The sequence below is a fragment of the Mesorhizobium sp. W050 genome (assembly GCF_054719535.1).
The window spans coordinates 4,505,205-4,524,346 of sequence record NZ_JBTTIH010000001.1 but is presented as its reverse complement, the minus strand read 5'-3'; the positions used below and the strand labels follow the sequence as shown (position 1 = coordinate 4,524,346).

At 63.0% G+C, this 19,142-nt stretch carries 18 protein-coding genes, 1 other RNA gene and 1 pseudogene; 15 read left to right on the top strand and 5 right to left on the bottom strand.

The window, feature by feature from the left end; translation table 11 throughout:
* The first annotated feature begins 127 nt into the window (after positions 1–127).
* Both ACYG9Y_RS21850 and ACYG9Y_RS21845 read left to right on the top strand, forming a co-directional pair.
* Positions 128–916: a 3-deoxy-manno-octulosonate cytidylyltransferase gene (locus ACYG9Y_RS21850; protein ID WP_023749159.1), complete on the top strand. Its 789-nt coding sequence runs from the start codon at positions 128–130 to the stop codon at positions 914–916.
* A complete protein-coding gene (locus tag ACYG9Y_RS21845) occupies positions 892–1,755 on the top strand; it encodes a prephenate dehydratase (protein WP_023696750.1) in 864 nt (287 codons plus the stop codon). The genes ACYG9Y_RS21850 and ACYG9Y_RS21845 overlap by 25 nt, the downstream gene beginning before the upstream one ends.
* A gap of 7 nt (positions 1,756–1,762) precedes the next feature.
* On the opposite strand, the gene ACYG9Y_RS21840 is transcribed toward ACYG9Y_RS21845, so the two are convergent.
* From ACYG9Y_RS21840 to ACYG9Y_RS21830, 3 genes are all read right to left on the bottom strand, one after another.
* On the bottom strand, positions 1,763–2,068 hold the full coding sequence (locus ACYG9Y_RS21840; RefSeq protein ID WP_023738167.1) for a Dabb family protein: 306 nt from the start codon (positions 2,066–2,068) through the stop codon (positions 1,763–1,765).
* Between the two features lie 75 nt (positions 2,069–2,143).
* Positions 2,144–3,085, bottom strand: coding sequence for an NAD(+) diphosphatase (nudC, locus tag ACYG9Y_RS21835; protein WP_023738168.1), 942 nt, complete (start codon positions 3,083–3,085; stop codon positions 2,144–2,146).
* A gap of 35 nt (positions 3,086–3,120) precedes the next feature.
* Positions 3,121–3,540 carry an HIT domain-containing protein gene (locus ACYG9Y_RS21830; RefSeq protein ID WP_023682032.1) on the bottom strand — a complete coding sequence of 140 codons (420 nt, stop codon included), beginning with the start codon at positions 3,538–3,540 and terminating at the stop codon, positions 3,121–3,123.
* A gap of 157 nt (positions 3,541–3,697) precedes the next feature.
* On the opposite strand from ACYG9Y_RS21830, the gene ffs reads away from it, so the two are divergent.
* The 12 genes from ffs to ACYG9Y_RS21770 all read left to right on the top strand — a co-directional run bounded on the left by ffs (position 3,698) and on the right by ACYG9Y_RS21770 (position 15,233).
* Positions 3,698–3,794: signal recognition particle sRNA small type (gene ffs, locus ACYG9Y_RS21825), an RNA gene on the top strand.
* Between the two features lie 204 nt (positions 3,795–3,998).
* Complete coding sequence (locus ACYG9Y_RS21820; protein WP_023703500.1) at positions 3,999–5,810, top strand: DNA polymerase III subunit gamma/tau; 1,812 nt, start codon at positions 3,999–4,001, stop codon at positions 5,808–5,810.
* A 31-nt stretch (positions 5,811–5,841) separates the two neighbouring features.
* A complete protein-coding gene (locus ACYG9Y_RS21815; RefSeq protein ID WP_023682030.1) occupies positions 5,842–6,165 on the top strand; it encodes a YbaB/EbfC family nucleoid-associated protein in 324 nt (107 codons plus the stop codon).
* A gap of 218 nt (positions 6,166–6,383) precedes the next feature.
* A complete protein-coding gene (locus ACYG9Y_RS21810; RefSeq protein ID WP_023738169.1) occupies positions 6,384–7,352 on the top strand; it encodes a cell wall hydrolase in 969 nt (322 codons plus the stop codon).
* Positions 7,353–7,449: 97 nt separating this feature from the next.
* On the top strand, positions 7,450–8,055 hold the full coding sequence (gene recR / locus ACYG9Y_RS21805; protein ID WP_023669521.1) for a recombination mediator RecR: 606 nt from the start codon (positions 7,450–7,452) through the stop codon (positions 8,053–8,055).
* A 194-nt stretch (positions 8,056–8,249) separates the two neighbouring features.
* Entirely contained in the window at positions 8,250–9,527 is a 1,278-nt protein-coding gene (locus ACYG9Y_RS21800) for a lytic murein transglycosylase (protein WP_023738170.1), read from the top strand.
* A gap of 262 nt (positions 9,528–9,789) precedes the next feature.
* Entirely contained in the window at positions 9,790–11,433 is a 1,644-nt protein-coding gene (locus ACYG9Y_RS21795; protein ID WP_023738171.1) for an ABC transporter substrate-binding protein, read from the top strand.
* 19 nt (positions 11,434–11,452) lie between these two features.
* A complete protein-coding gene (locus ACYG9Y_RS21790; protein ID WP_023738172.1) occupies positions 11,453–12,520 on the top strand; it encodes an ABC transporter permease in 1,068 nt (355 codons plus the stop codon).
* Positions 12,517–13,437 carry a nickel transporter permease gene (nikC, locus tag ACYG9Y_RS21785; protein ID WP_023738173.1) on the top strand — a complete coding sequence of 307 codons (921 nt, stop codon included), beginning with the start codon at positions 12,517–12,519 and terminating at the stop codon, positions 13,435–13,437. Before ACYG9Y_RS21790 ends, nikC begins: the two co-directional genes overlap by 4 nt.
* A gap of 10 nt (positions 13,438–13,447) precedes the next feature.
* On the top strand, positions 13,448–14,284 hold the full coding sequence (locus ACYG9Y_RS21780) for an ABC transporter ATP-binding protein (RefSeq protein ID WP_023669526.1): 837 nt from the start codon (positions 13,448–13,450) through the stop codon (positions 14,282–14,284).
* The gene (locus ACYG9Y_RS21775) at positions 14,281–15,030 is read left to right on the top strand and encodes an ABC transporter ATP-binding protein (RefSeq protein WP_023669527.1); all 750 of its coding nucleotides are present in this window, start codon (positions 14,281–14,283) and stop codon (positions 15,028–15,030) included. The genes ACYG9Y_RS21780 and ACYG9Y_RS21775 overlap by 4 nt, the downstream gene beginning before the upstream one ends.
* 38 nt (positions 15,031–15,068) lie before the next feature.
* Positions 15,069–15,233 (top strand): hypothetical protein, encoded by a 165-nt coding sequence (locus tag ACYG9Y_RS21770; RefSeq protein ID WP_023749158.1) that lies wholly within the window; start codon positions 15,069–15,071, stop codon positions 15,231–15,233.
* Between the two features lie 186 nt (positions 15,234–15,419).
* On the opposite strand, the pseudogene ACYG9Y_RS21765 reads toward ACYG9Y_RS21770, so the two are convergent.
* A pseudogene (locus ACYG9Y_RS21765) lies at positions 15,420–16,203 on the bottom strand (efflux RND transporter permease subunit); the annotation flags it as partial.
* 195 nt (positions 16,204–16,398) lie between these two features.
* Between ACYG9Y_RS21765 and ACYG9Y_RS21760 the strand changes: the two are divergent.
* Positions 16,399–17,676, top strand: a complete 1,278-nt coding sequence (locus ACYG9Y_RS21760) for a 4-aminobutyrate--2-oxoglutarate transaminase (protein WP_023738174.1) — start codon at positions 16,399–16,401, stop codon at positions 17,674–17,676.
* Positions 17,677–17,798: 122 nt separating this feature from the next.
* Here the strand turns inward: ACYG9Y_RS21760 and ACYG9Y_RS21755 are convergent, their stop codons facing one another.
* Positions 17,799–19,052 carry an NAD(P)/FAD-dependent oxidoreductase gene (locus ACYG9Y_RS21755; RefSeq protein WP_023738175.1) on the bottom strand — a complete coding sequence of 418 codons (1,254 nt, stop codon included), beginning with the start codon at positions 19,050–19,052 and terminating at the stop codon, positions 17,799–17,801.
* Between the last annotated feature and the right edge of the window lie 90 nt (positions 19,053–19,142).

The following is a 19,142-nucleotide window of genomic DNA, read 5'->3' as shown; positions in this document are numbered from 1 at the left end:
CCCGTCGAGCCGGTCAAATCGGGCGGAAACTAGGTCTTTTGCTTGGGCGTTGCAACACCTATAAGGGCGCTTCCAGTGAGACCTTTTGCCACTTTCCCCATCCTCTTTCGAACGCCTTGCAACCTCGATGTCCACGCTCATCCTGATCCCGGCCCGCATGGCCTCGACGCGCCTGCCGGGCAAGCCGCTGGCCGACATAGCCGGCGCGCCGATGATCGTCCATGTCGCCCGCCGCGCCGCTGAGGCTGGGCTTGGCCGGGTGGTGGTGGCAACCGACACGCGCAACGTGGCCGAAGCGGTGCGCGCGCACGGTTTCGAGGCGGTGATGACGCGCACCGACCACGAATCCGGCTCCGACCGTATCTTCGAGGCGCTGACCGCGCTCGACCCCGATCGCAAGGTCGAAACCATCGTCAATGTGCAGGGCGACCTGCCGACCATCGATCCCAAGATCATCGGTGCGGCGCTGAAACCGTTCGAGGACGCTGCGGTCGACATCGCCACGCTCGGCGTCGAGATCGTCCGCGACGAGGAAAAGGCCAACCCCAACGTCGTCAAGATCGTCGGTTCGCCGTTGTCGGCGACGCGGCTGAAGGCGCTCTATTTCACCCGCGCCACCGCGCCCTGGGGCGAGGGGCCGCTCTATCACCATGTCGGCCTCTACGCCTATCGGCGCTCAGCCCTCGAACGCTTCGTCGCTTTGAAGCCGTCGCCGCTGGAGCGGCGCGAGCGGCTGGAGCAGTTGCGGGCGCTGGAGGCCGGTATGCGCATCGATGCCGAGATCGTGCAATCGCTGCCGCTCGGCGTCGACACGCCGGAAGACCTCGAACGCGCCAGACAAATTCTTTGCTTTCCTGACACCGCAGATCCTTTCAAACCTGAGATATCGGCATGCCTGACAAGACCAACAGAATAGCCTTCCAGGGCGAACCGGGCGCCAATTCCGACACCGCCAGCCGCAACATGTTCCCCTCGATGGAGCCGTTGCCGTGCCCGACCTTCGAGGACGCCTTCAACGCGGTCGAGACCAACAAGGCCGACCTCGCCATGATCCCGATCGAAAACACCATCGCCGGCCGCGTCGCCGACATCCATCATCTGTTGCCGGAATCGAAACTCCACATCGTCGGCGAATATTTCCTGCCGATCCATTTCCAGCTGATGGTGCTGCCCGGCGTTAAACGCGAAGAGATCAAGACCGTGCACAGCCATATCCATGCGCTGGGACAGTGCCGCAAATACATCCGCAAGAATGGTTGGAAGCCGGTGATTGCCGGCGACACGGCGGGTTCGGCGAAGCTGGTCTCCGAGCTCAAGGACCGCAGCATGGCCTCGCTGGCGCCTGCGCTCGCCGCAGAACTCTATGGCCTCGACATCATCGAGAAGAATGTCGAGGACACGGACTCGAATGTCACCCGCTTCGTCGTCCTGACCAAGGACAAGCGGTTGGCCGAACGGCCCTCGGCCGACACCAAGATGATGACGACCTTCATGTTCCGTGTCCGCAACGTGCCGGCTGCGCTCTACAAGGCAATGGGCGGTTTCGCCACCAACGGCGTCAACATGACGAAGCTGGAGAGCTATCAACTGGGCGCCTTCACCGCGACGCTGTTCTACGCCGATATCGAGGGCCATCCCGACGATCCACTGGTCAAGCTGGCGCTGGACGAACTGCGCTTCTTCTCGCGCGAAGTGCGCATTCTGGGTGTCTATCCCGCCAGCGAGTCGCGCGAGCAGTGGAAGGTCGCGGACTAAGGTTCCCCTAAACCAGCAGGGTCAGCGGCACATAGTCGATTTCCATGAAGGTTTCGACTTCCGGGATCCAGCGGTCGCGCACGAAGGCAACGTGGTCGGGATGCTCGTTATATCTGGTGTAGGCGGCCTGATCGACGAACTCCATCGAGAAGCCGAAGTGATAGTCGTTCTTCGGGCTGACTTGCCGCAGCGGCTCGAACTGGGTGACGCCCTTGATTGCGCTGAGAATGCGCTTGGCATCGGAGAGGAACCGCTTTTCCTCCAGCGAGTACTGCGGGTGCTTCAGGGTGAAAACCACGGTGTGACGGATCATTTTTTGCTCCCGTTAAGCAATTCCATGAAAAGTGTGAAGCGGTTTTCCGTCCGGAATTGCGTAAAATAACAAGTCTTATTCGCTGTCGACCCAGGCGCGGATCAGATGATGCGCGATCGCGCCTTTCGGCGGCGTGACCAGATTGTCCTTGTGCGTCCTCTCCAGCATGGAACGCACCTCGTCGCGAAAAAACCAGCGGCAATCTTCCAACTCGTTGAGATCGGCCTGGATGTCGTCATTGAGCGGTTCGCCGAAACAGCCGATCATCAGCGAATAGGGGAACGGCCAGGGTTGGCTGGCATGGTAGACGACGCGGCCGAGCCGGATGCCGGCTTCCTCCAGCGTTTCGCGGCGCACCGCCGCCTCGATCGTCTCGCCCGGCTCGATGAAACCGGCAAGCGCCGAGTACATGCCGGGCCCGAAATGCCGGCCGCGGCCGAGCAGGCATTTTTCCCGCGTCGCCGTCAGCATAATCGCCACCGGATCGGTGCGTGGAAAGTGCTCGGTGCCGCAATTTGGGCAATGGCGCTTGTAGCCGCCGGCCCGCATTTGCGATTCATGGCCGCATTTGCTGCAGAAGCGATGGGTGGCATGCCAGGCAAGCAGGGCGGCGCCTTGCGCCAGCGCGCCCGCTGCCGCCTCGTCGATCAGCCCCTGCATATAGACCGAGCGATAATCGATCGCCTTCATGGTCTCCGGCAGCTGTTCGGGATCGAGGCCGACCGGCACGGCAAGGACCGGGCCGCTCTCGGCAAAGCCAAGCAGCACGCCTTGTGCGAGTGATGGCTGCAGCTTCTGGCTCTCAGCCAGATCGAACCAAGGGTCGAAGCTGCCATCGTGCAATTTCAGATACAGCCGTCCGCCATGCATCGGCAGAAGACGTGCCGAGGGATCGGCCAACGCCCTTTCGACGGAATCGTCGGCGCGGTTCTCGGATTGCCGATCAATCGTGTTTCCGGCGAAGCCGACGAACTGGCTCGGTTCGCGCAAGGGCGCGTCAAAAAGGCGAAAGGTCATGGAAGCTCGAACGTCTAGGGATGGACACAGGCGGCTTATAGCGCCGCCTTGATCTGTTGCGCAAATTGGCGGATGCCTGAACGCTCATAGGGCTCGCGCATGCCGTGCCCCCACACCGGCCCCGGCCAGCCCGGATCGCCTTCCGAGCGGGCGATGACGTGGACATGCAATTGCCGAACGATGTTGCCGAGCGCGCCGGTGTTGATCTTGGTGCAGCCCGTGGTTCTTTTCAGCGCCTGCGCCACCATGTTGGTTTCGAAGGTCAACATCGCCTGGTCGAGCGGCGTCATGTCGTGGATTTCTTCGGCCCCCGGCCGCTGCGGCACCAGGACCAGCCATGGCCAGCGGCTATCGTTCATCACCCTGAGCTCGCACAGGCCGAGCCACATCAGCTGCTCGCTATCCGCCTCCAGCCTGGAGTCGAGCGTGAATCCGGCCTTGAGGCCCGGTAGCATTGGCGTTTCCCTTGCGCTTCTCGCATTATTCCCAAACTCATGACGCTAGAGCGGCTGCACGGGGGCTGCAAGCGATTCATTGAGCGGCGGAGTTCACGGGCATCCGATTCTCAATGCACCCTTGCATTTGATCGCTGAATTGCCGATATGGAACGCGGGAGGTTGGTGGTGGACGATCCACTCGCCAACCGGGTCAGGTCCGGAAGGAAGCAGCCCTAACGAGCCCGGAACGGGTCATTGTTCCAGCCTCCCACCTCATCGGCCCCTCTCGCGACATTGACGACGCATTGCAGCGCGGGCGAGACTATTGGAGCAATTCCAGGGAAAGTGTGAGCGGTTTCCCGTCCGGAATTGCGTTAAAGCAAAGGGTAGAGCGGTTTGCCGTTTCAGAAAACGGTGAAACGATCTAGCAGGAATCGGCTACGCTGAGACGCGGCCTTTTGGAGCTTTACGGGCGAATGAGCGAAGCCGGAAATTCGGACCCCGAAAACCTGGAGAAGCAAAAGGCCGTCGCCTATCGCGTGCTGGCGCGCAAATATCGTCCGTCGAATTTCTCCGAACTGATCGGCCAGGAGCCGATGGTCCGCACTTTGACCAACGCTTTCTCCACAGGCCGCATCGCCCAGGCCTGGATGCTGACCGGCGTGCGCGGCGTCGGTAAGACCACGACGGCGCGCATCCTGGCACGGGCGCTCAACTACAAGACGCCGACGGTCGACCATCCCTCGGTCGACCTCGCCTTCCTGGGCGAGCACTGCCAGGCGATCATGGAAGGCCGCCATGTCGACGTCATCGAGATGGACGCCGCGTCGCATACCGGCATCGACGACATCAGGGACATTATCGAGCGCGTGCGCTATGCCCCGGTGTCGGCGCGCTACAAAGTCTACATCATCGACGAAGTGCACATGCTCTCCACCCAGGCCTTCAACGGCCTGTTGAAGACGCTGGAAGAACCGCCGCCGCACGTCAAATTCATCTTTGCCACCACCGAAATCCGCAAAGTGCCGATCACCGTGCTGTCGCGCTGCCAGCGTTTCGACCTGAGACGCATCGATGCCGGCGCACTGGTCGCGCACCTCTCCTCGATTGCCGGCAAGGAAGGCATATCGGTCGACGACGACGCGCTGGCGATGATCGCGCGCGCCGCCGAAGGCTCGGCCCGCGATTCGCTCTCCATCCTCGACCAGGCGATCGCCCATGGCGGCGGCGCCGTCAGCGCCGAAGCGGTGCGCGCCATGCTGGGTCTCGCCGACCGCGCCCGCATCGTCGACCTGTTCGAACATGTCATGAAGGGCGATGTGGCGGCCGCCCTTGCCGAATTCCGCAACCAGTACGACACCGGCGCCGATCCGACTGCCGTGCTGACCGATCTGGCCGAATTCAACCACCTCGTCACCCGGCTGCGCTTCGTGCCGACGGCTGCCGACGACGCTTCCCTGTCCGAGGATGAGCGCCGCCGCGGCGCCGACTTCGCCAGCACGCTGTCGGTCAAGGTTCTGTCGCGAACCTGGCAGATGCTCTTGAAAGGCATTCCCGAGGTGCAGTCATCCAACCGACCGGTCAGCGCCGGCGAGATGGTGCTGATCCGGCTGGCGCATGCCGCCGACCTGCCGACGCTGGACGAGGCGCTGAAATCTCTAGAGAGCGGCGCTCCGGCGTCCGGTGGTGTTTCACGCCCGAATGGTGCGCCGGTAAATGCCGGCAATGGCGGCGGCGCCAGCGCGGTAGCGCAGACCCGGATGCCGTCCGGGCCAGCCGGTGCGCAAACCATGCGATTGGTCGACGCGCCCCCGGTCGCCTTTGTCGCGCCTCCGCAGCCGGTCGTCGAGCCGCAATCGCCGCCGCTGAAATCGCTGGCCGATATTGTCGCTCTTGCCGACGCGCAGCGTGACATCGCCTTCAAGGTGCTGGTCAAGAGCTGTATTCGCCTGGTGCGCATCGAGCCCGGCCGTATCGACGTCGGCCTGACCGCCGATGCGCCCAAGATGCTGCTCAACGACTTGACGACGAAGCTGCGGGCCTGGACCGGCCGCAACTGGCTGGTGTCATTGTCGAAGGAAGAGGGCGGCCAGACGTTAGCCGAGATGGAATCGACCAGGCGCGAGACCGCTTTCTCCGACGCGAAAAGCGATCCGGCGGTGGCCGCCATCCTCGCGCGCTTTCCCGGCGCCAAGATCATCGACGTGCGCATTCCCGACGCGCCGGAAGTCGACACCGACAAGGCCGAAGCGCCGGTCGAGCCGCCGTCCGACGACGACGAAACCTGACCATAGCCACGAATCCGCAAAGGACCCGACCATGAAAGATCTTCTCAGCCTGATGGGCAAGGCGAAGGAAATGCAGGCCAAGTTCCAGGCCATGCAGGACGAGATCGCGACGATTGAAGCAAGCGGGCAGGCGGGCGGCGGGCTGGTCAATGTCACGCTGACCGGCAAGTTCGAAATGAAGTCGCTGAAGATCGATCCGTCGCTGTTCAAGGAGGACGAGGTCGAGATTCTCGAAGACCTGCTGCTGGCCGCTCACAATGACGCCAAAAATAAGGTCGAGCAGATTATGCAGGAGAAGACCAAGGCGCTGACGGCAGGCTTGCCGATCCCGCCCGGAATGAAATTGCCGTTCTGAGCCGGCTCCAACCAGTTAATTGATTATGAAGGGAAATCGGCTGCGGAGGCTGTTGTTAAGACTTTCTCCGGCTTTGCTCACGCGGACATATCCGGGCATTTATAAAGTTTTACCTATGCTGCACCAAAGCTAATCCTTTAGCCATCTTTTTGCCTTTAAGAGTCTCATTCTTGCCACATCTCGGGGCGGGCTGGCATCTGGACAATGAGGCATTTTTGTTGATCGCGACGCGATGGAAGACGCCGCTTCTGCTCGGCATCATCTTCTCCCCTATGTTCCTGGCCGGTTGCAGCCAGACCACGTCTTCGCACGGCCTGTCGGTCGCCAGTCTGACCGACGCCATCACGCCCAGCTTCCTTTCGACGCGCGCCTACCGCAACACGCCGAAGGAGAAGGAATGTCTGGAGCGGGCGATGTTCTTCGAGTCCAACCGCTCGAGCCGTGACGGCATGATCGCCGTCGGCACGGTGGTGATGAACCGGCTGCGCTCCGGCAATCATGGCAGCACCATTTGCCAAGTGGTTGGCGAACCGGGCCAGTTCGCGCCCGGCGTGATGACGCGGGCGATGAATTCGAAAGCGATGCCCGATGTCGAGGAGGCCGCCGATGCGGTGCTCAAGGGCGAGCGCAAGGCCAAGCTGAAAAACACGATGTACTTCCACACCGCCGGCCTGAGGTTCCCCTACAAGAACATGCATTACACCATGGTTGCCGGCGGCAACGCCTTCTACGAGAAGCGCGGTCGCAACTGGCAGCCGCTGCCGGATGAATCCACGACCATGGTTGCCTCGGCGCAGCCGCGCGCGCCTGTGCCTGAAGCGCCGGTGCAGGTTGCCTACGCCGAGCCGGTGGTGAAGACCATTGTCCGTCCAGATCCTGCCAAGCAGGCCGCGGCGGTTCGCGCAGCCAAGGCGACACGTGCCCCGGCCGAGCAGACCTATGTGACGGCTTCCGCGGCGCCCGCCAAGAGCGCCCGCGTCGCCGCCAAGCAGACGGAGGTGGCGATGCAGGAGCCGATGGCCGAGCCCGATGCCTCGCGTTTCGGCGGCACGCTGAACGCCCGCTACATCACCTCGGTTCCATCGGCAACGCAGGAAGCGTCGATGGGCTTCCAGTCGACGCCTGAGAATACCGACGCTATCGGCGCGATGATTATCGACCAGACCCGGCCAGCGTCAGCTTACTGACGCCTAAAACAGTTTCCAAGCCCGCCATGGCAGCATGGCGGGCTCGGTGCGTATGCGGCATGTTTCAAAGCGCGCGGAAAAATCCTAGATCAGTGCGATGTCGAAGCGAATCGCCGGTCCCGAGATCGAACGCCTGATCCAGCTCCTGGCCAAGGTCCCGGGGCTAGGGCCGCGTTCGGCCAGGCGTGCGGCACTGCACCTCATCAAGAAGAAGGAGCAGCTTTTGTCGCCGCTCGCCGCCGCCATGGCTGAAGCCGCCGACAAGGTGCGCATCTGCACGACCTGCGGCAATGTCGATACCTCCGACCCTTGCATGATCTGCACCGATCCGCGCCGCGATGCCTCGACGCTGATCGTCGTCGAGGATGTCTCCGACCTCTGGGCGCTGGAGCGGGCGGCGGCCATGAATGTGCGCTACCATGTGCTCGGCGGCACGCTGTCGCCGCTCGACGGCATCGGCCCCGACCAGCTCAATGTCCGCTCGCTGGTCGACCGCGTTGCCGGCGGTGAGGTGAAGGAGGTGATCCTTGCCGTCAATGCCACCGTCGAGGGCCAGACGACGGCGCACTATCTCACCGACCAGTTGTCGGGCTTCGAGGTCAAGGTGACACGACTTGCCCATGGCGTGCCGGTTGGCGGCGAGCTTGATTATCTGGATGAGGGTACGCTGGCAGCCGCGTTGCGATCGCGGACGGCGTTTTGACGCAATTGGCGGGCGGGATGCGCGACATGAAAGCTTCGCATTCTTCGAGGTTTGCGCCAAACACCCCCCTCTGTCCTGCCGGACATCTCCCCCTCAAGGGGGGAGATCAGCAGCTTCTCGGGCGGCATTCTTCTTTCAACGCTGGTGGTTGGCGAAAACCGAAGCGACAGCCAATCTCCCCCGTTGAGGGGGAGATGTCCGGCAGGACAGAGGGGGGCGCGACAGAACGCGGATCTTTCGGATTGGCGCTCGTTGCGCTCCTCGCATCCCTTGTTGCCCTGCTTTTCGTAGCCCCCGCCTCCGCCGCCAAAATCGACGACCAGTTCCGCGCCTGGCTGCAAACCGATCTCTGGCCGCAAGCCCAGACCAAAGGCATCTCCAAATCCACCTTCGACGCCGCTTTCGACGGCGTGAAGCCGAACCTCAAACTGCCCGACCTCGTCCTGCCCGGCGAAAAGCCCAACACGCCGCAGAAGCAGCATCAGGCGGAGTTCGGTTCGCCCGGCGCCTATTTCGCCGAAAAGACGGTGCGCGCCGTCACGTCAGGTGGGCGCACGCGCGAGGCGGCCAACGCCAAGACGCTGGCTGCGATCGAAAAGCGCTACGGTGTCCCGGGCGAGATACTGTTGGCGATCTGGGGCCGCGAGACCGGCTTCGGCGCGGCGAAAATGCCCTACGACGCCTTCGAGGTGCTCGGCACCAAGGCATTCATGTCGACCAAGAAGGACTTCTCCCGCACCGAGGTGCTGGCGGCGCTCGAGATCGTCGAGCATGGGTTGGCGCCGGTCGGCGCCATGAAATCGTCCTGGGCCGGCGCGCTCGGCCAGCCGCAATTCATGCCGACCTCGTTCCTGAAGCACGCCGTCGACTACGACGGTGACGGCCACCCCGACATCTGGAATTCGACGCCGGATGTGCTGGCCTCGATCGCCAACTATCTCGTCCACTATGGCTGGGTGAAGGGGCGTGGCTGGGGCTTCGAGGTGACGGTGCCGGAAAGCGTTTCCTGCTCGCTCGAAGGTCCCGACCAGGGCAAGAAAATCTCAGCCTGGGCGGCGATGGGAATCAGCCGCGTCGGCGGCAAAGCCTTTCCGGCCGGCGAACTGAAAGCGGAAGGATTCCTTTTGATGCCGGCCGGACGCAGCGGCCCCGCCTTCATCGCCACGCCCAATTTCTACGTGCTGAAACAGTACAACACCAGCGACCTGTACGCCCTGTTCATCGGCCATGGCGCTGACCGCATCGCCCATGGCGATGCTGATTTCGTCGGCAGCTGGGGTGCGGTTGGCGGCCTGCATCGTTCCGACATCGCCGCGCTGCAACGGGCGCTGGAGGCCAAGGGCTACGATATCGGCAGCGCCGACGGCCTGCCCGGCTTCAAGACCCGCCGCTCGATCGGCAGCTGGCAGGAAAAGAATGGCCGCCCCGCCACCTGCTTCCCCGACGCCGATCTGGTTGCTGCCATCAAGTAACACCGAAAAGAGCAGATTTTTCCCCATCGGCGGCTGCAATTGGCTCGCCCATGCTTCGACGCGCACAGCATATTCCGGTCCAGTATGCCGGCTCGCAAAATGCCCGTTGCCGGTTGGAGGGCTGCCGGATAGGGTGTTGACCAACTGGAAAAAAATCAACACGGTATGGGTCTAACGGTCGTCCTCCGGCCGCGAAAAAAATTACTGCAGCCCTGAGCCGGGAACTCGGGGTCAACAATCAACAAAACAGGGAACAATCATCATGATGATGGAAAAGTTTGCTCTACGTTCGCGCGTCTGGCTCGCAGGTGCTGCCATGTCCGCTCTGCTCATTGGCGTTGCGCCCGCCTTCGCCGTGACGCCCGCCGACACGCTGGTCGAAGGTTTCGCCATCGACGACATCATCTCCATGGATCCGGGCGAGGCGTTCGAACTGTCGACCGCCGAAGTCACCGGCAACACCTATGATCTACTGGTCCGCCTCGACCTCAGCGACACCTCCAAGGTCAAGGGCGACCTTGCCGAGAGCTGGACCGTTTCCGACGACGGTCTGGTCTATACGTTCAAGCTCAAGCCCGGCCTAAAGTTCGCTTCGGGCAATCCACTGACCGCGGCCGATGTCGCCTATTCCTTCGAGCGCGCCATCAAGCTGGACAAGCCGCCGGCATTCATCATCAACCAGTTCGGCATCAACGGCGACAATGTTGCCGACAAGGCCAAGGCCGTCGACGATACCACCTTCCAATTCACCGTCGACAAAGCCTATGCGCCGAGCTTCGTGTTAAACTGCCTGTCGGCAACGGTCGCTTCGGTCGTCGACGCAAAGCTGGTCAAGGAACATGTCGCCGCGGTGACACCGAGTGCCGACTACAAATGGGACAACGATTTCGGCAACGCCTTCCTGAAGACCGGTTATGCCGGCTCCGGCGCCTACAAGCTGCGCGAATGGCGGGCCAATGAGGTCGTCGTGCTCGAGCGCAACGACAATTACAATGGCGAGAAGGCCAAGCTCGCCCGCGTCATCTACCGCAACATGAAGGAGAGCTCGGCGCAGCGCCTGGCGCTCGAAGCAGGCGACATCGACGTTGCCCGCAACCTCGAGCCGAACGATCTCGACGCCATCGCCAAGAATGCCGATCTCACCACGACCAGCGCGCCGAAGGGCACGGTCTTTTACATCAGTCTCAACCAGAAGAATCCGAACCTCGCCAAGCCCGAGGTTCGCCAGGCGTTCAAATATCTGGTCGACTACGATGCGCTGAGCACGACCATCCTCAAGGGCATTGGCGAGATCCACCAGACCTTCCTGCCCAAGGGCGTGCTGGGCGAACTGGACGAAAATCCGTTCAAGTTCGACGTCGCCAAGGCCAAGGAACTGCTGACCAAGGCCGGCCTGGCCGACGGCTTCAGCGTAACCATGGATGTACGCACGGGACAGCCGACAACGGGCATGGCAGAATCGATCCAGCAGACGCTTGGCCAGGCCGGCATCAAGCTGGAAATCATCCCCGGCGACGGCAAGCAGACGCTGACCAAATACCGCGCCCGCAATCACGACATCTATATCGGCCAGTGGGGCCAGGATTATTTCGATCCGAACTCCAACGCCCAGACCTTTGCCTCAAACCCGGACAATTCGGATGAAGGCAAGACGAAGACGCTGGCCTGGCGCAATGCCTGGGACATTCCGGACCTGACAAAGCAGACCGAAGCAGCCTTGCTGGAGAAGGATGCCGGCAAGCGCGCCGATATGTACAAGAGCCTTGAAAAGACGATCCTCGACACCAGCCCCTTCGTCATCATCCACCAGCAATTGGAAGTGGCAGGCCTGCGCAAAAACCTGAAAGGCTTTGCGCTCGGCCCGAGCTTCGACACCAACTTTGTCGGCCCGGTCTCCAAGGAATAGCGCCGGCGGACGCGCCCTGATGAGCGCGATTGAAAACCAGGCGACGGCGGGGCAGGGAAGCGCCCGCGCCGTCGCTATCTTGTTGGCGATCGGCCGCTTCCTGGTCATCGCCGTCACCACCTATCTCGGCCTGCTCGCGGTGACCTTTTTCATCGGCCGCGTCATCCCGATCGATCCGGTGCTGGCGGTGCTCGGCGACCGCGCACCGGCCAATGTCGTCGAGCGCACGCGCCGCGAGATGGGGCTCGACCTGCCGTTGATCGAGCAATTCTATATCTATCTCAAACATGCGCTGAACGGCGATTTCGGCACCTCGGTGCTGACCACCAATCCGGTGATGACCGACATACGCCGCGCCTTTCCGGCAACCATCGAACTGGCGACGCTGGGCACACTGATAGGCTCGTTGCTCGGCGTGCCGCTCGGCGTGCTGGCAGCGGTAAAACGTGGCAGTCTCATCGACCAGATCGTTCGCATTGTCGGCCTGATCGGCTATTCCGTGCCTATCTTCTGGATCGGGCTTTTGGGGCTTGTCCTGTTCTACGCCAAGCTCCAATGGGTGGCTTTTCCCGGCCGCCTCGACATCGTCTACGAGTACACATTCACACCGATCACCGGCTTCTACCTGCTCGACGCCGCGCTGCAGGGCCAGTGGGATGTCTTCTACGACGCTTACCGCCACATCATCCTGCCGGCAGGGCTGCTGGGCTATTTCTCGCTCGCCTATATCAGCCGGATGACGCGCTCCTTCATGCTGAACGAGCTGTCGCAGGAATACATCGTCGCCGCGCGCGCCAAGGGCCTGTCTGAAACGCGAATCATCTGGGGCCATGCGCTGCGCAACGCCGCGGTGCCGATGGTCACGGTGATCGCGCTGTCCTATGCCGGGCTGCTCGAAGGTTCGGTGCTGACCGAGACGGTGTTCTCCTGGCCCGGCATCGGCCTCTACATCACCAATTCGCTGCAGAACGCCGACATGAACGCCGTGCTCGGCGGCACCATCGTCATCGGTTCGGTGTTCATCGGCATCAATCTCCTGTCCGATGTTCTCTACAAGGTGCTCGATCCGAGGACGAAGACAGGATGAGCGCCGAAGCAATCCAAACGCGCCGCGATTGGCTGCTCAGCGATCGGCCGGCCTCGCGCATGCAGGCACGGCTCGGCCGCGCCTACGTCGCTTGGCGGCGCTTTTCCGCCAACCGGCTGGCGTTTCTCGGCCTGCTCATCATCATCGCGCTGCTGCTGGTCGCAGCCTTTGCCGATGTGCTGGCGCCCTATTCGCCGACCATCGGCGAACTCAAGAATGCCCGGCTTTTGGCGCCGAGTGCGGCGCATTGGTTCGGCACCGACGATCTCGGCCGCGATATCTATTCGCGCATTCTTTTTGGCTCGCGCTGGACCCTCTATGTCGTCATTCTTGTCGCTGTCATCGCAGCCCCCATCGGCCTTTTGGTCGGCACCGTCGCCGGCTATGCCGGCGGCTGGACCGATGCCATTCTGATGCGCATTACCGACATCTTCCTCGCCTTCCCCAAGCTGATCCTGGCACTGGCCTTTGTCGCGGCCCTTGGCCCCGGCATCGAAAACGCGGTGCTGGCCATCGCCATCACCTCGTGGCCGCCTTACGCCCGAATTGCGCGGGCCGAGACGATGACCGTGCGCAATTCCGATTACATCAAGGCGGTGCAATTGATGGGCGCCTCGCCGTTCCGCATCGTGCTGCGCCACATCATGCCGCTCTGCATCTCTTCGCTGATCATCCGGGTGACGCTCGATATGGCCGGCATCATCCTCACCGCCGCCGGCCTCGGTTTCCTTGGCCTCGGCGCGCAGCCGCCGCTGCCGGAATGGGGCACCATGATCGCGTCCGGCCGTCGCTTCGTGCTCGACCAATGGTGGGTGGCCGGCGCGCCCGGCTTCGCCATCCTGATCGTCAGTCTCGGCTTCAACCTGCTGGGCGACGGCCTGCGCGATGCGCTCGATCCCCGGAGTGGCGACCAATGAGTGGTGACCAATGAGCGGTGCACTTCTCGATGTCGACGACCTGCGCGTCACCTTCCCGACTCGGACCGGCCTCATCCAGGCGGTGCGCGGCGTCACCTTCTCGCTCGGCCGAGAGCGGCTGGGCATTGTCGGCGAAAGCGGCTCCGGCAAGTCGCAGACCGGCCGCGCCATCATGGGGCTGACGCCGCCGCAGGCTCTGGTTTCGGCCAAGAAGCTCGCCTTGGACGGCATCGATCTTTTGGACATACCCGCCCGCCAGCGCCGGGCGCTGCGCGGCAAACGCATCGCCATGATCCTGCAGGATCCGAAATATTCGCTCGACCCGGTGATGAGCATCGGCCGCCAGATCGTCGAGACGCTGCGCACGCATGAAAAGGTCTCCAAGGCCGAAGCGCGCGAGCGGGCGCTGGCCATGCTGGAAGCTGTGCAGATCCGCGATCCCTCGCGTGTCTTCGACCTGCATCCGCACGAGGTGTCCGGCGGGATGGGCCAGCGCGCCATGATCGCAATGATGCTGATCGCCGGACCGGAACTGATGATCGCCGACGAGCCGACCTCGGCGCTCGACGTCACCGTTCAGCTCGATGTGCTCGGCATCCTCGACCGCTTGGTCAGTGAGCGCGGCATGGGTCTGATCTTCATCTCGCACGATCTGCGGCTGGTCGCCTCCTTCTGCGACCGCGTCATCGTCATGTATGCCGGCAAGGTGGTCGAGCAGCTCAAGGCGTCGGAGCTGCGCGACGCCCAGCATCCCTACACGCGCGGCCTGCTCAACTGCATGCCCAGGATCGGTTACGAACGCCACCCGCTGCCGGTGCTCGACCGCAAGCCGGAGTGGGCGGCATGACGCCAGCCATTTCGATTGAAGGGCTGGAGGTGGTGTTCGACCGTTTTCGCGCGCTGAAAGGGGCGAACCTCGAGGTGAAGTCCGGCGAATCCTTCGGCCTGGTCGGCGAGAGCGGTTCCGGCAAGTCGACGCTGCTCAAAGCCATTGCCGGCCTGGTGCCTGTCGCATCCGGTACTATCACGGTCAATGGCAAGACGCTGGGAGCGCGCCGCGACAAGGCTTTTTATCGCGAAGTGCAGATGGTCTTCCAGGACCCCTATGGTTCGCTGCACCCGCGTCAGACCGTCGACCGCCTGCTACAGGAGCCGCTCGCCATTCACGGCTTTGCCGATGGCGAGCAACGCATCCAGCGCGCCCTCGACGAGGTCGGATTAGGCAACGGTTTCCGTTTCCGCTACGCGCACCAGCTCTCCGGCGGTCAGCGTCAGCGCGTGGCGATCGCGCGGGCGCTCATCCTCGAACCGTCGATCCTGCTGCTCGACGAACCAACCTCGGCGCTCGACGCTTCGGTGCAGGCGGAAGTGCTCAACCTGCTGGAAGAGGTTCGCCGTCGGCGCAAGCTGACCTTCCTGATGGTCAGCCACGACCTCGCCATCATCACCCATATGTGCGAGCGCCTGATGGTGATGCAGAATGGCGAAGCGGTGGAGAACCTGACGGCGGGCCAGCTGATCGGGCACCGCGTGGAGAAGGATTACACACGCAATTTGCTTAGGGCGAGCGAGGGGTTTGTTCGGACGGCGTGAACTAGTTTGTTCCGCAGAATAATCGCTTGGGGAATTCCATGGAAGAATGGAAGTTTGCAGATCCGCCCAATGTCGCGGTGCTATCGGACAAGAGCATATTCAAACGGGGCGACTGGATCGCATACGTTGTGCATGAAGCTGACGATGACGAGAACTACAACGATGAAGGGGGCAGTTGGCAATTCTATAGCAGCGACTCTTGAGATTGGGATGAACGCGAGATAATGCTCGTTGGCCTGCAAGAGGTGGTGCAGCAGGATGAAAGCATCCTGGCATTGGCCGACTTGCCAAAAGGCTGGCATGCTTGGCGGACGTCAAAATCATCGCCATGGCAGCGAGCGAAATCGCGCCCCGAACCCTCTAACGATAACGAATGATCCGGCAAAGCCTTAAGCGGGGTCTTGCGCCAGTTCGCCGTTCTCCGGAACAGATGGTTCGTCCCCCTGCTTAGGCTCCTTGATCCTGAACCACGTCACATAAAGCGCCGGCAGGAACAGCAGCGTGATCGCCGTGCCGGCGATGATGCCGCCCATCATGGCGTAGGCCATCGGGCCCCAGAACACTTCGCGCGCGATCGGGATCAGCGCTAGGCTGGCGGCCGCGGCCGTCAGCGCGATCGGCCGCATGCGGTGCTCGGTCGCTTCGATCACGGCTTCCCAGCGGTCTTGGCCCTCGGCCACCAGATCCTCGATCTGCACGATCAGGATCACCTGAGTTGCGGATCAGGATGCCGATCAGCGCCAGGACGCCCAGAATGGCGACGAAGCCGAGCGGTGCGCCGCTCGGCACCAGGGCCGCGACCACGCCGATCAGGCCGAGCGGCGCCACCGCCACGACCAGGAACAGGCGCTGAAAACTTTGCAACTGGATCATCAGGATGGTCGCCATCACGAACAGCATCAGCGGCACCACCGCTGCGATCGGTCCCTGGCTTTTGGCGCTTTCCTCGACCGAGCCGGCGGTTGCAACGGAATAGCCGGGCGGCAGTTTGGCGATGAAGGCGTCGACCGACGGCTTCAATTCGTTGACGACGGTGGCCGGCAGCACGTCGCCAACGAGGCCTGCGCGAACGGTGATCGTCGGGATGCGGTTGCGCCGCCACACCGTCGGCTGTTCGAGGTCGTAGCGGAAGTTCGCCACCGCGGCGAGCGGGATCGCTTCGCCGTTCCCGGTGACGGGTGAGCTGTCACGGACTGCCCCGTACGTGTATCGGTCGGCTGGTTAAGACCGGTCTGTCGAAGTGGCCCGCATCGACGACAGGCCCAATCGCCCGGCGGCGGTGCCAACTTGAGGAAAACGTGAAATAAGGTCAGAAGAGGCCTTGGCATTCATCTAACGAGAACGGGCGTCGGCCCGATGAGGGACGAAATGAAGAACGCAGCCATTTCTGAGCGCAAGAACCAGTCGATCTCGCGCGGCGTCGGCATGACGACGCAGATCTATGCCGACCGCGCCGAGAATTCGGAGATCTGGGATGTAGAAGGCCGCCGATACATCGATTTCTCCTCCGGTATCGCCGTCGTCAACACCGGCCACCGCCATCCCAGGGTGATCGAGGCGGTCAAGGCACAGCTCGACCGCTTCACCCATACCTGCCACCAGGTCGTGCCCTATGAGAGCTATGTCAGGCTGGCCGAACGGCTGAACGGCATGCTGCCCGGCAAGTTCGAGAAGAAGACCATCTTCGTCACTACGGGTGCTGAAGCGGTCGAGAACGCCATCAAGATCGCCCGCAACGCCACTGGCCGCCAAGCCGTCATCGCCTTTGCCGGCGGCTTCCACGGCCGCACCTTCATGGGCATGGCGCTGACCGGCAAGGTCGTGCCCTACAAGGTCGGCTTCGGCGCCATGCCGGGCGACGTCTACCACGCGCCGTTTCCGGTGCCGCTGCACGGCGTGTCTACAGCCGATTCGCTGGTCGCACTCGACAAACTGTTCAAGGCCGATGTCGATCCGGCTCGCGTTGCCGCCATCATCATCGAGCCGGTCCAGGGCGAGGGCGGCTTCTACGACGCGCCGCGCGAATTCCTGACGGCGCTGCGCAAGCTCTGCGACCAGCACGGCATGCTGCTGATCGCCGATGAGGTGCAGACCGGCTTTGCCCGCACCGGCAAGATGTTCGCCATGGATCATCATGAGGTCGCGGCCGACATTACCACCATGGCGAAAAGCCTGGCCGGCGGCTTCCCGCTGGCGGCGGTCACCGGCCGCGCCGAGATCATGGATGCGCCCGGTCCTGGCGGGCTCGGCGGCACCTATGGCGGCAGCCCGATCGGTGTCGCCGCAGCACACGCCGTGCTCGACGTAATCGAGGACGAAAAGCTGTGCGACCGCGCCAATACGCTGGGCGCCCGGCTGAAACAGCGGCTGCAGTCGATCCGCGACGATGTGCCCGAGATTGTCGACATCAGGGGTCTCGGCTTCATGAACGCGGTCGAGCTCAACGACGTCAAGAGGGGCCTGCCGTCGGCCGAGATCGCCAATGCGATCCGGCTGAAGGCGCTCGACAAGGGGCTGATCCTGCTGACCTGCGGCGTCTACGGCAACGTCATCCGTTTCCTGGCTCCGATCACCATCCAGGACAATGTCATGAACGAGGCGCTCGACATTCTGGAAAGCTCGATCCGCGAAGTCTGCGCTGCCTAGCGCAAAACCCTACCTCCCCCTTGTGGGGAGGTCGGACCGCAGGTCCGGGTGGGGGGCCTCGCGCCGACCCCAACCCCGCTGCTTCGCAGCGACCCTCCCCACAAGGGGGAGGGTAAGTGCGTCTACCCCGCAGCCCGTGCCGGCTCATCCTGCTGGAACGCTGCCAGTGCAGCCTTCAGCCCGTCAGGTCCCTCAGCAATCGTCTGCGCCATCGGCGAAAACCCGGCCCCGAGCATCTTGCGGCCCAGCATATGGTCGCCCGGCCTGTTGACGGATTCGATGCCGAGCAGCCGGCTTCCAGCATAGTGGTAGATCGAGAACTTGTTCTCAGCGAGGTCGCCCAGCACGACATGGCTGTCGCCGCCCGAGGTCAGCCCGACCATCTGCAGTTTCATGTCGCCGATGTCAGACCAGAACCACGGCACCGCCGCATAGGCGTCCGTATGGCCGGTGATCGTGCGTGCGGCAAGCCGCGCCTGGTCGGTGGCGTTCTGCACCGATTCCAGCCGCACGTCGCCGCCGGTCGACCAGTGGCGGTAGGAAGCGGCGTCGCCGATGGCCAGAATATCAGGCACTGAGGTGCGCATCTGTTGGTCGACGCGGATGCCATTGGCGACAGTCAGTCCGGCAGCCTGAGCAAGTTCGACATTCGGCACGGCGCCGATGCCGACGATGACCATGCGCGCGGGCAGCCTTTCGCCGGTGGAGGTGATGGCAGCGCAGACATGGCCGTTTTCCCCTTCCAGCCTGGCAATGGTGGTGCCGGTGAGGATACGCACGCCGATCGCCTCCAGCCGTTGGCGGACATGGCTCGCCACCACCGGCGCCACGGCGCGGCCAAGCAGCCGGTCGACAGCCTCGACCAGGGTGACGTTGCGGCCGGCGGCCCTCAGCGTAGCCGCGATCTCCAGCCCGATGAAGCCGCCGCCGAGGATGACCACGTCTTCGCTTTGGGCGCTGAGCTGGCGGATCAGCCGCGCATCGGCGATCGAGCGCAGCGACAGCACGCCCGAGAGGTCGGCGCCCGGCAGCGGCAGGAGCCGCGGCCGCGAACCGGTGGCCAGGATGAGCCGGTCGAACGGCAGCACGCCGCCGCCTGCTATGTCCAGCTTGCGGCCTGCCGTATCGATGCTGTCGATTCGGACGCCCGGCCTGAAGTCGATGGCGCTGCCGGTGTAAAAGGCCTCGCCGCGCAAGGGTTGCGGCTTGGCATCGGCGTCCTTGATGAAGGTCTTCGACAGCGGTGGCTTGTGATAGGGCAGATCGGTTTCGTCGCCGATCAGTACGACAGGCCCGTCATAGCCTTCCTCGCGCAGGCTGGCGGCCGCTTGCACGCCCGCATGACCCGCACCGAGAATGACGACCCCGTTCTTCATCGCAAACCGAATTCCTGTTTCAAATCTGGAGCATGATGCCGAAAGTGTGAAGCGGTTTTCGGACGACATCATGCTTTGATTGTGAGCCGT

Coding starts and splice junctions, on each gene's coding strand:
- nudC (WP_023738168.1), bottom strand. CDS start 3,085: ATGACCTTTCGCCTTTTTGACGCGCCCTTGCGCGAACCGAGCCAGTTC.
- ACYG9Y_RS21820 (WP_023703500.1), top strand. CDS start 3,999: ATGAGCGAAGCCGGAAATTCGGACCCCGAAAACCTGGAGAAGCAAAAG.
- ACYG9Y_RS21840 (WP_023738167.1), bottom strand. CDS start 2,068: ATGATCCGTCACACCGTGGTTTTCACCCTGAAGCACCCGCAGTACTCG.
- ACYG9Y_RS21815 (WP_023682030.1), top strand. CDS start 5,842: ATGAAAGATCTTCTCAGCCTGATGGGCAAGGCGAAGGAAATGCAGGCC.
- ACYG9Y_RS21795 (WP_023738171.1), top strand. CDS start 9,790: ATGATGATGGAAAAGTTTGCTCTACGTTCGCGCGTCTGGCTCGCAGGT.
- ACYG9Y_RS21850 (WP_023749159.1), top strand. CDS start 128: ATGTCCACGCTCATCCTGATCCCGGCCCGCATGGCCTCGACGCGCCTG.
- ACYG9Y_RS21780 (WP_023669526.1), top strand. CDS start 13,448: ATGAGCGGTGCACTTCTCGATGTCGACGACCTGCGCGTCACCTTCCCG.
- ACYG9Y_RS21760 (WP_023738174.1), top strand. CDS start 16,399: ATGAAGAACGCAGCCATTTCTGAGCGCAAGAACCAGTCGATCTCGCGC.
- recR (WP_023669521.1), top strand. CDS start 7,450: ATGTCGAAGCGAATCGCCGGTCCCGAGATCGAACGCCTGATCCAGCTC.
- nikC (WP_023738173.1), top strand. CDS start 12,517: ATGAGCGCCGAAGCAATCCAAACGCGCCGCGATTGGCTGCTCAGCGAT.
- ACYG9Y_RS21800 (WP_023738170.1), top strand. CDS start 8,250: ATGTCCGGCAGGACAGAGGGGGGCGCGACAGAACGCGGATCTTTCGGA.
- ACYG9Y_RS21770 (WP_023749158.1), top strand. CDS start 15,069: ATGGAAGAATGGAAGTTTGCAGATCCGCCCAATGTCGCGGTGCTATCG.
- ACYG9Y_RS21845 (WP_023696750.1), top strand. CDS start 892: ATGCCTGACAAGACCAACAGAATAGCCTTCCAGGGCGAACCGGGCGCC.
- ACYG9Y_RS21775 (WP_023669527.1), top strand. CDS start 14,281: ATGACGCCAGCCATTTCGATTGAAGGGCTGGAGGTGGTGTTCGACCGT.
- ACYG9Y_RS21790 (WP_023738172.1), top strand. CDS start 11,453: ATGAGCGCGATTGAAAACCAGGCGACGGCGGGGCAGGGAAGCGCCCGC.
- ACYG9Y_RS21830 (WP_023682032.1), bottom strand. CDS start 3,540: ATGCTACCGGGCCTCAAGGCCGGATTCACGCTCGACTCCAGGCTGGAG.
- ACYG9Y_RS21755 (WP_023738175.1), bottom strand. CDS start 19,052: ATGAAGAACGGGGTCGTCATTCTCGGTGCGGGTCATGCGGGCGTGCAA.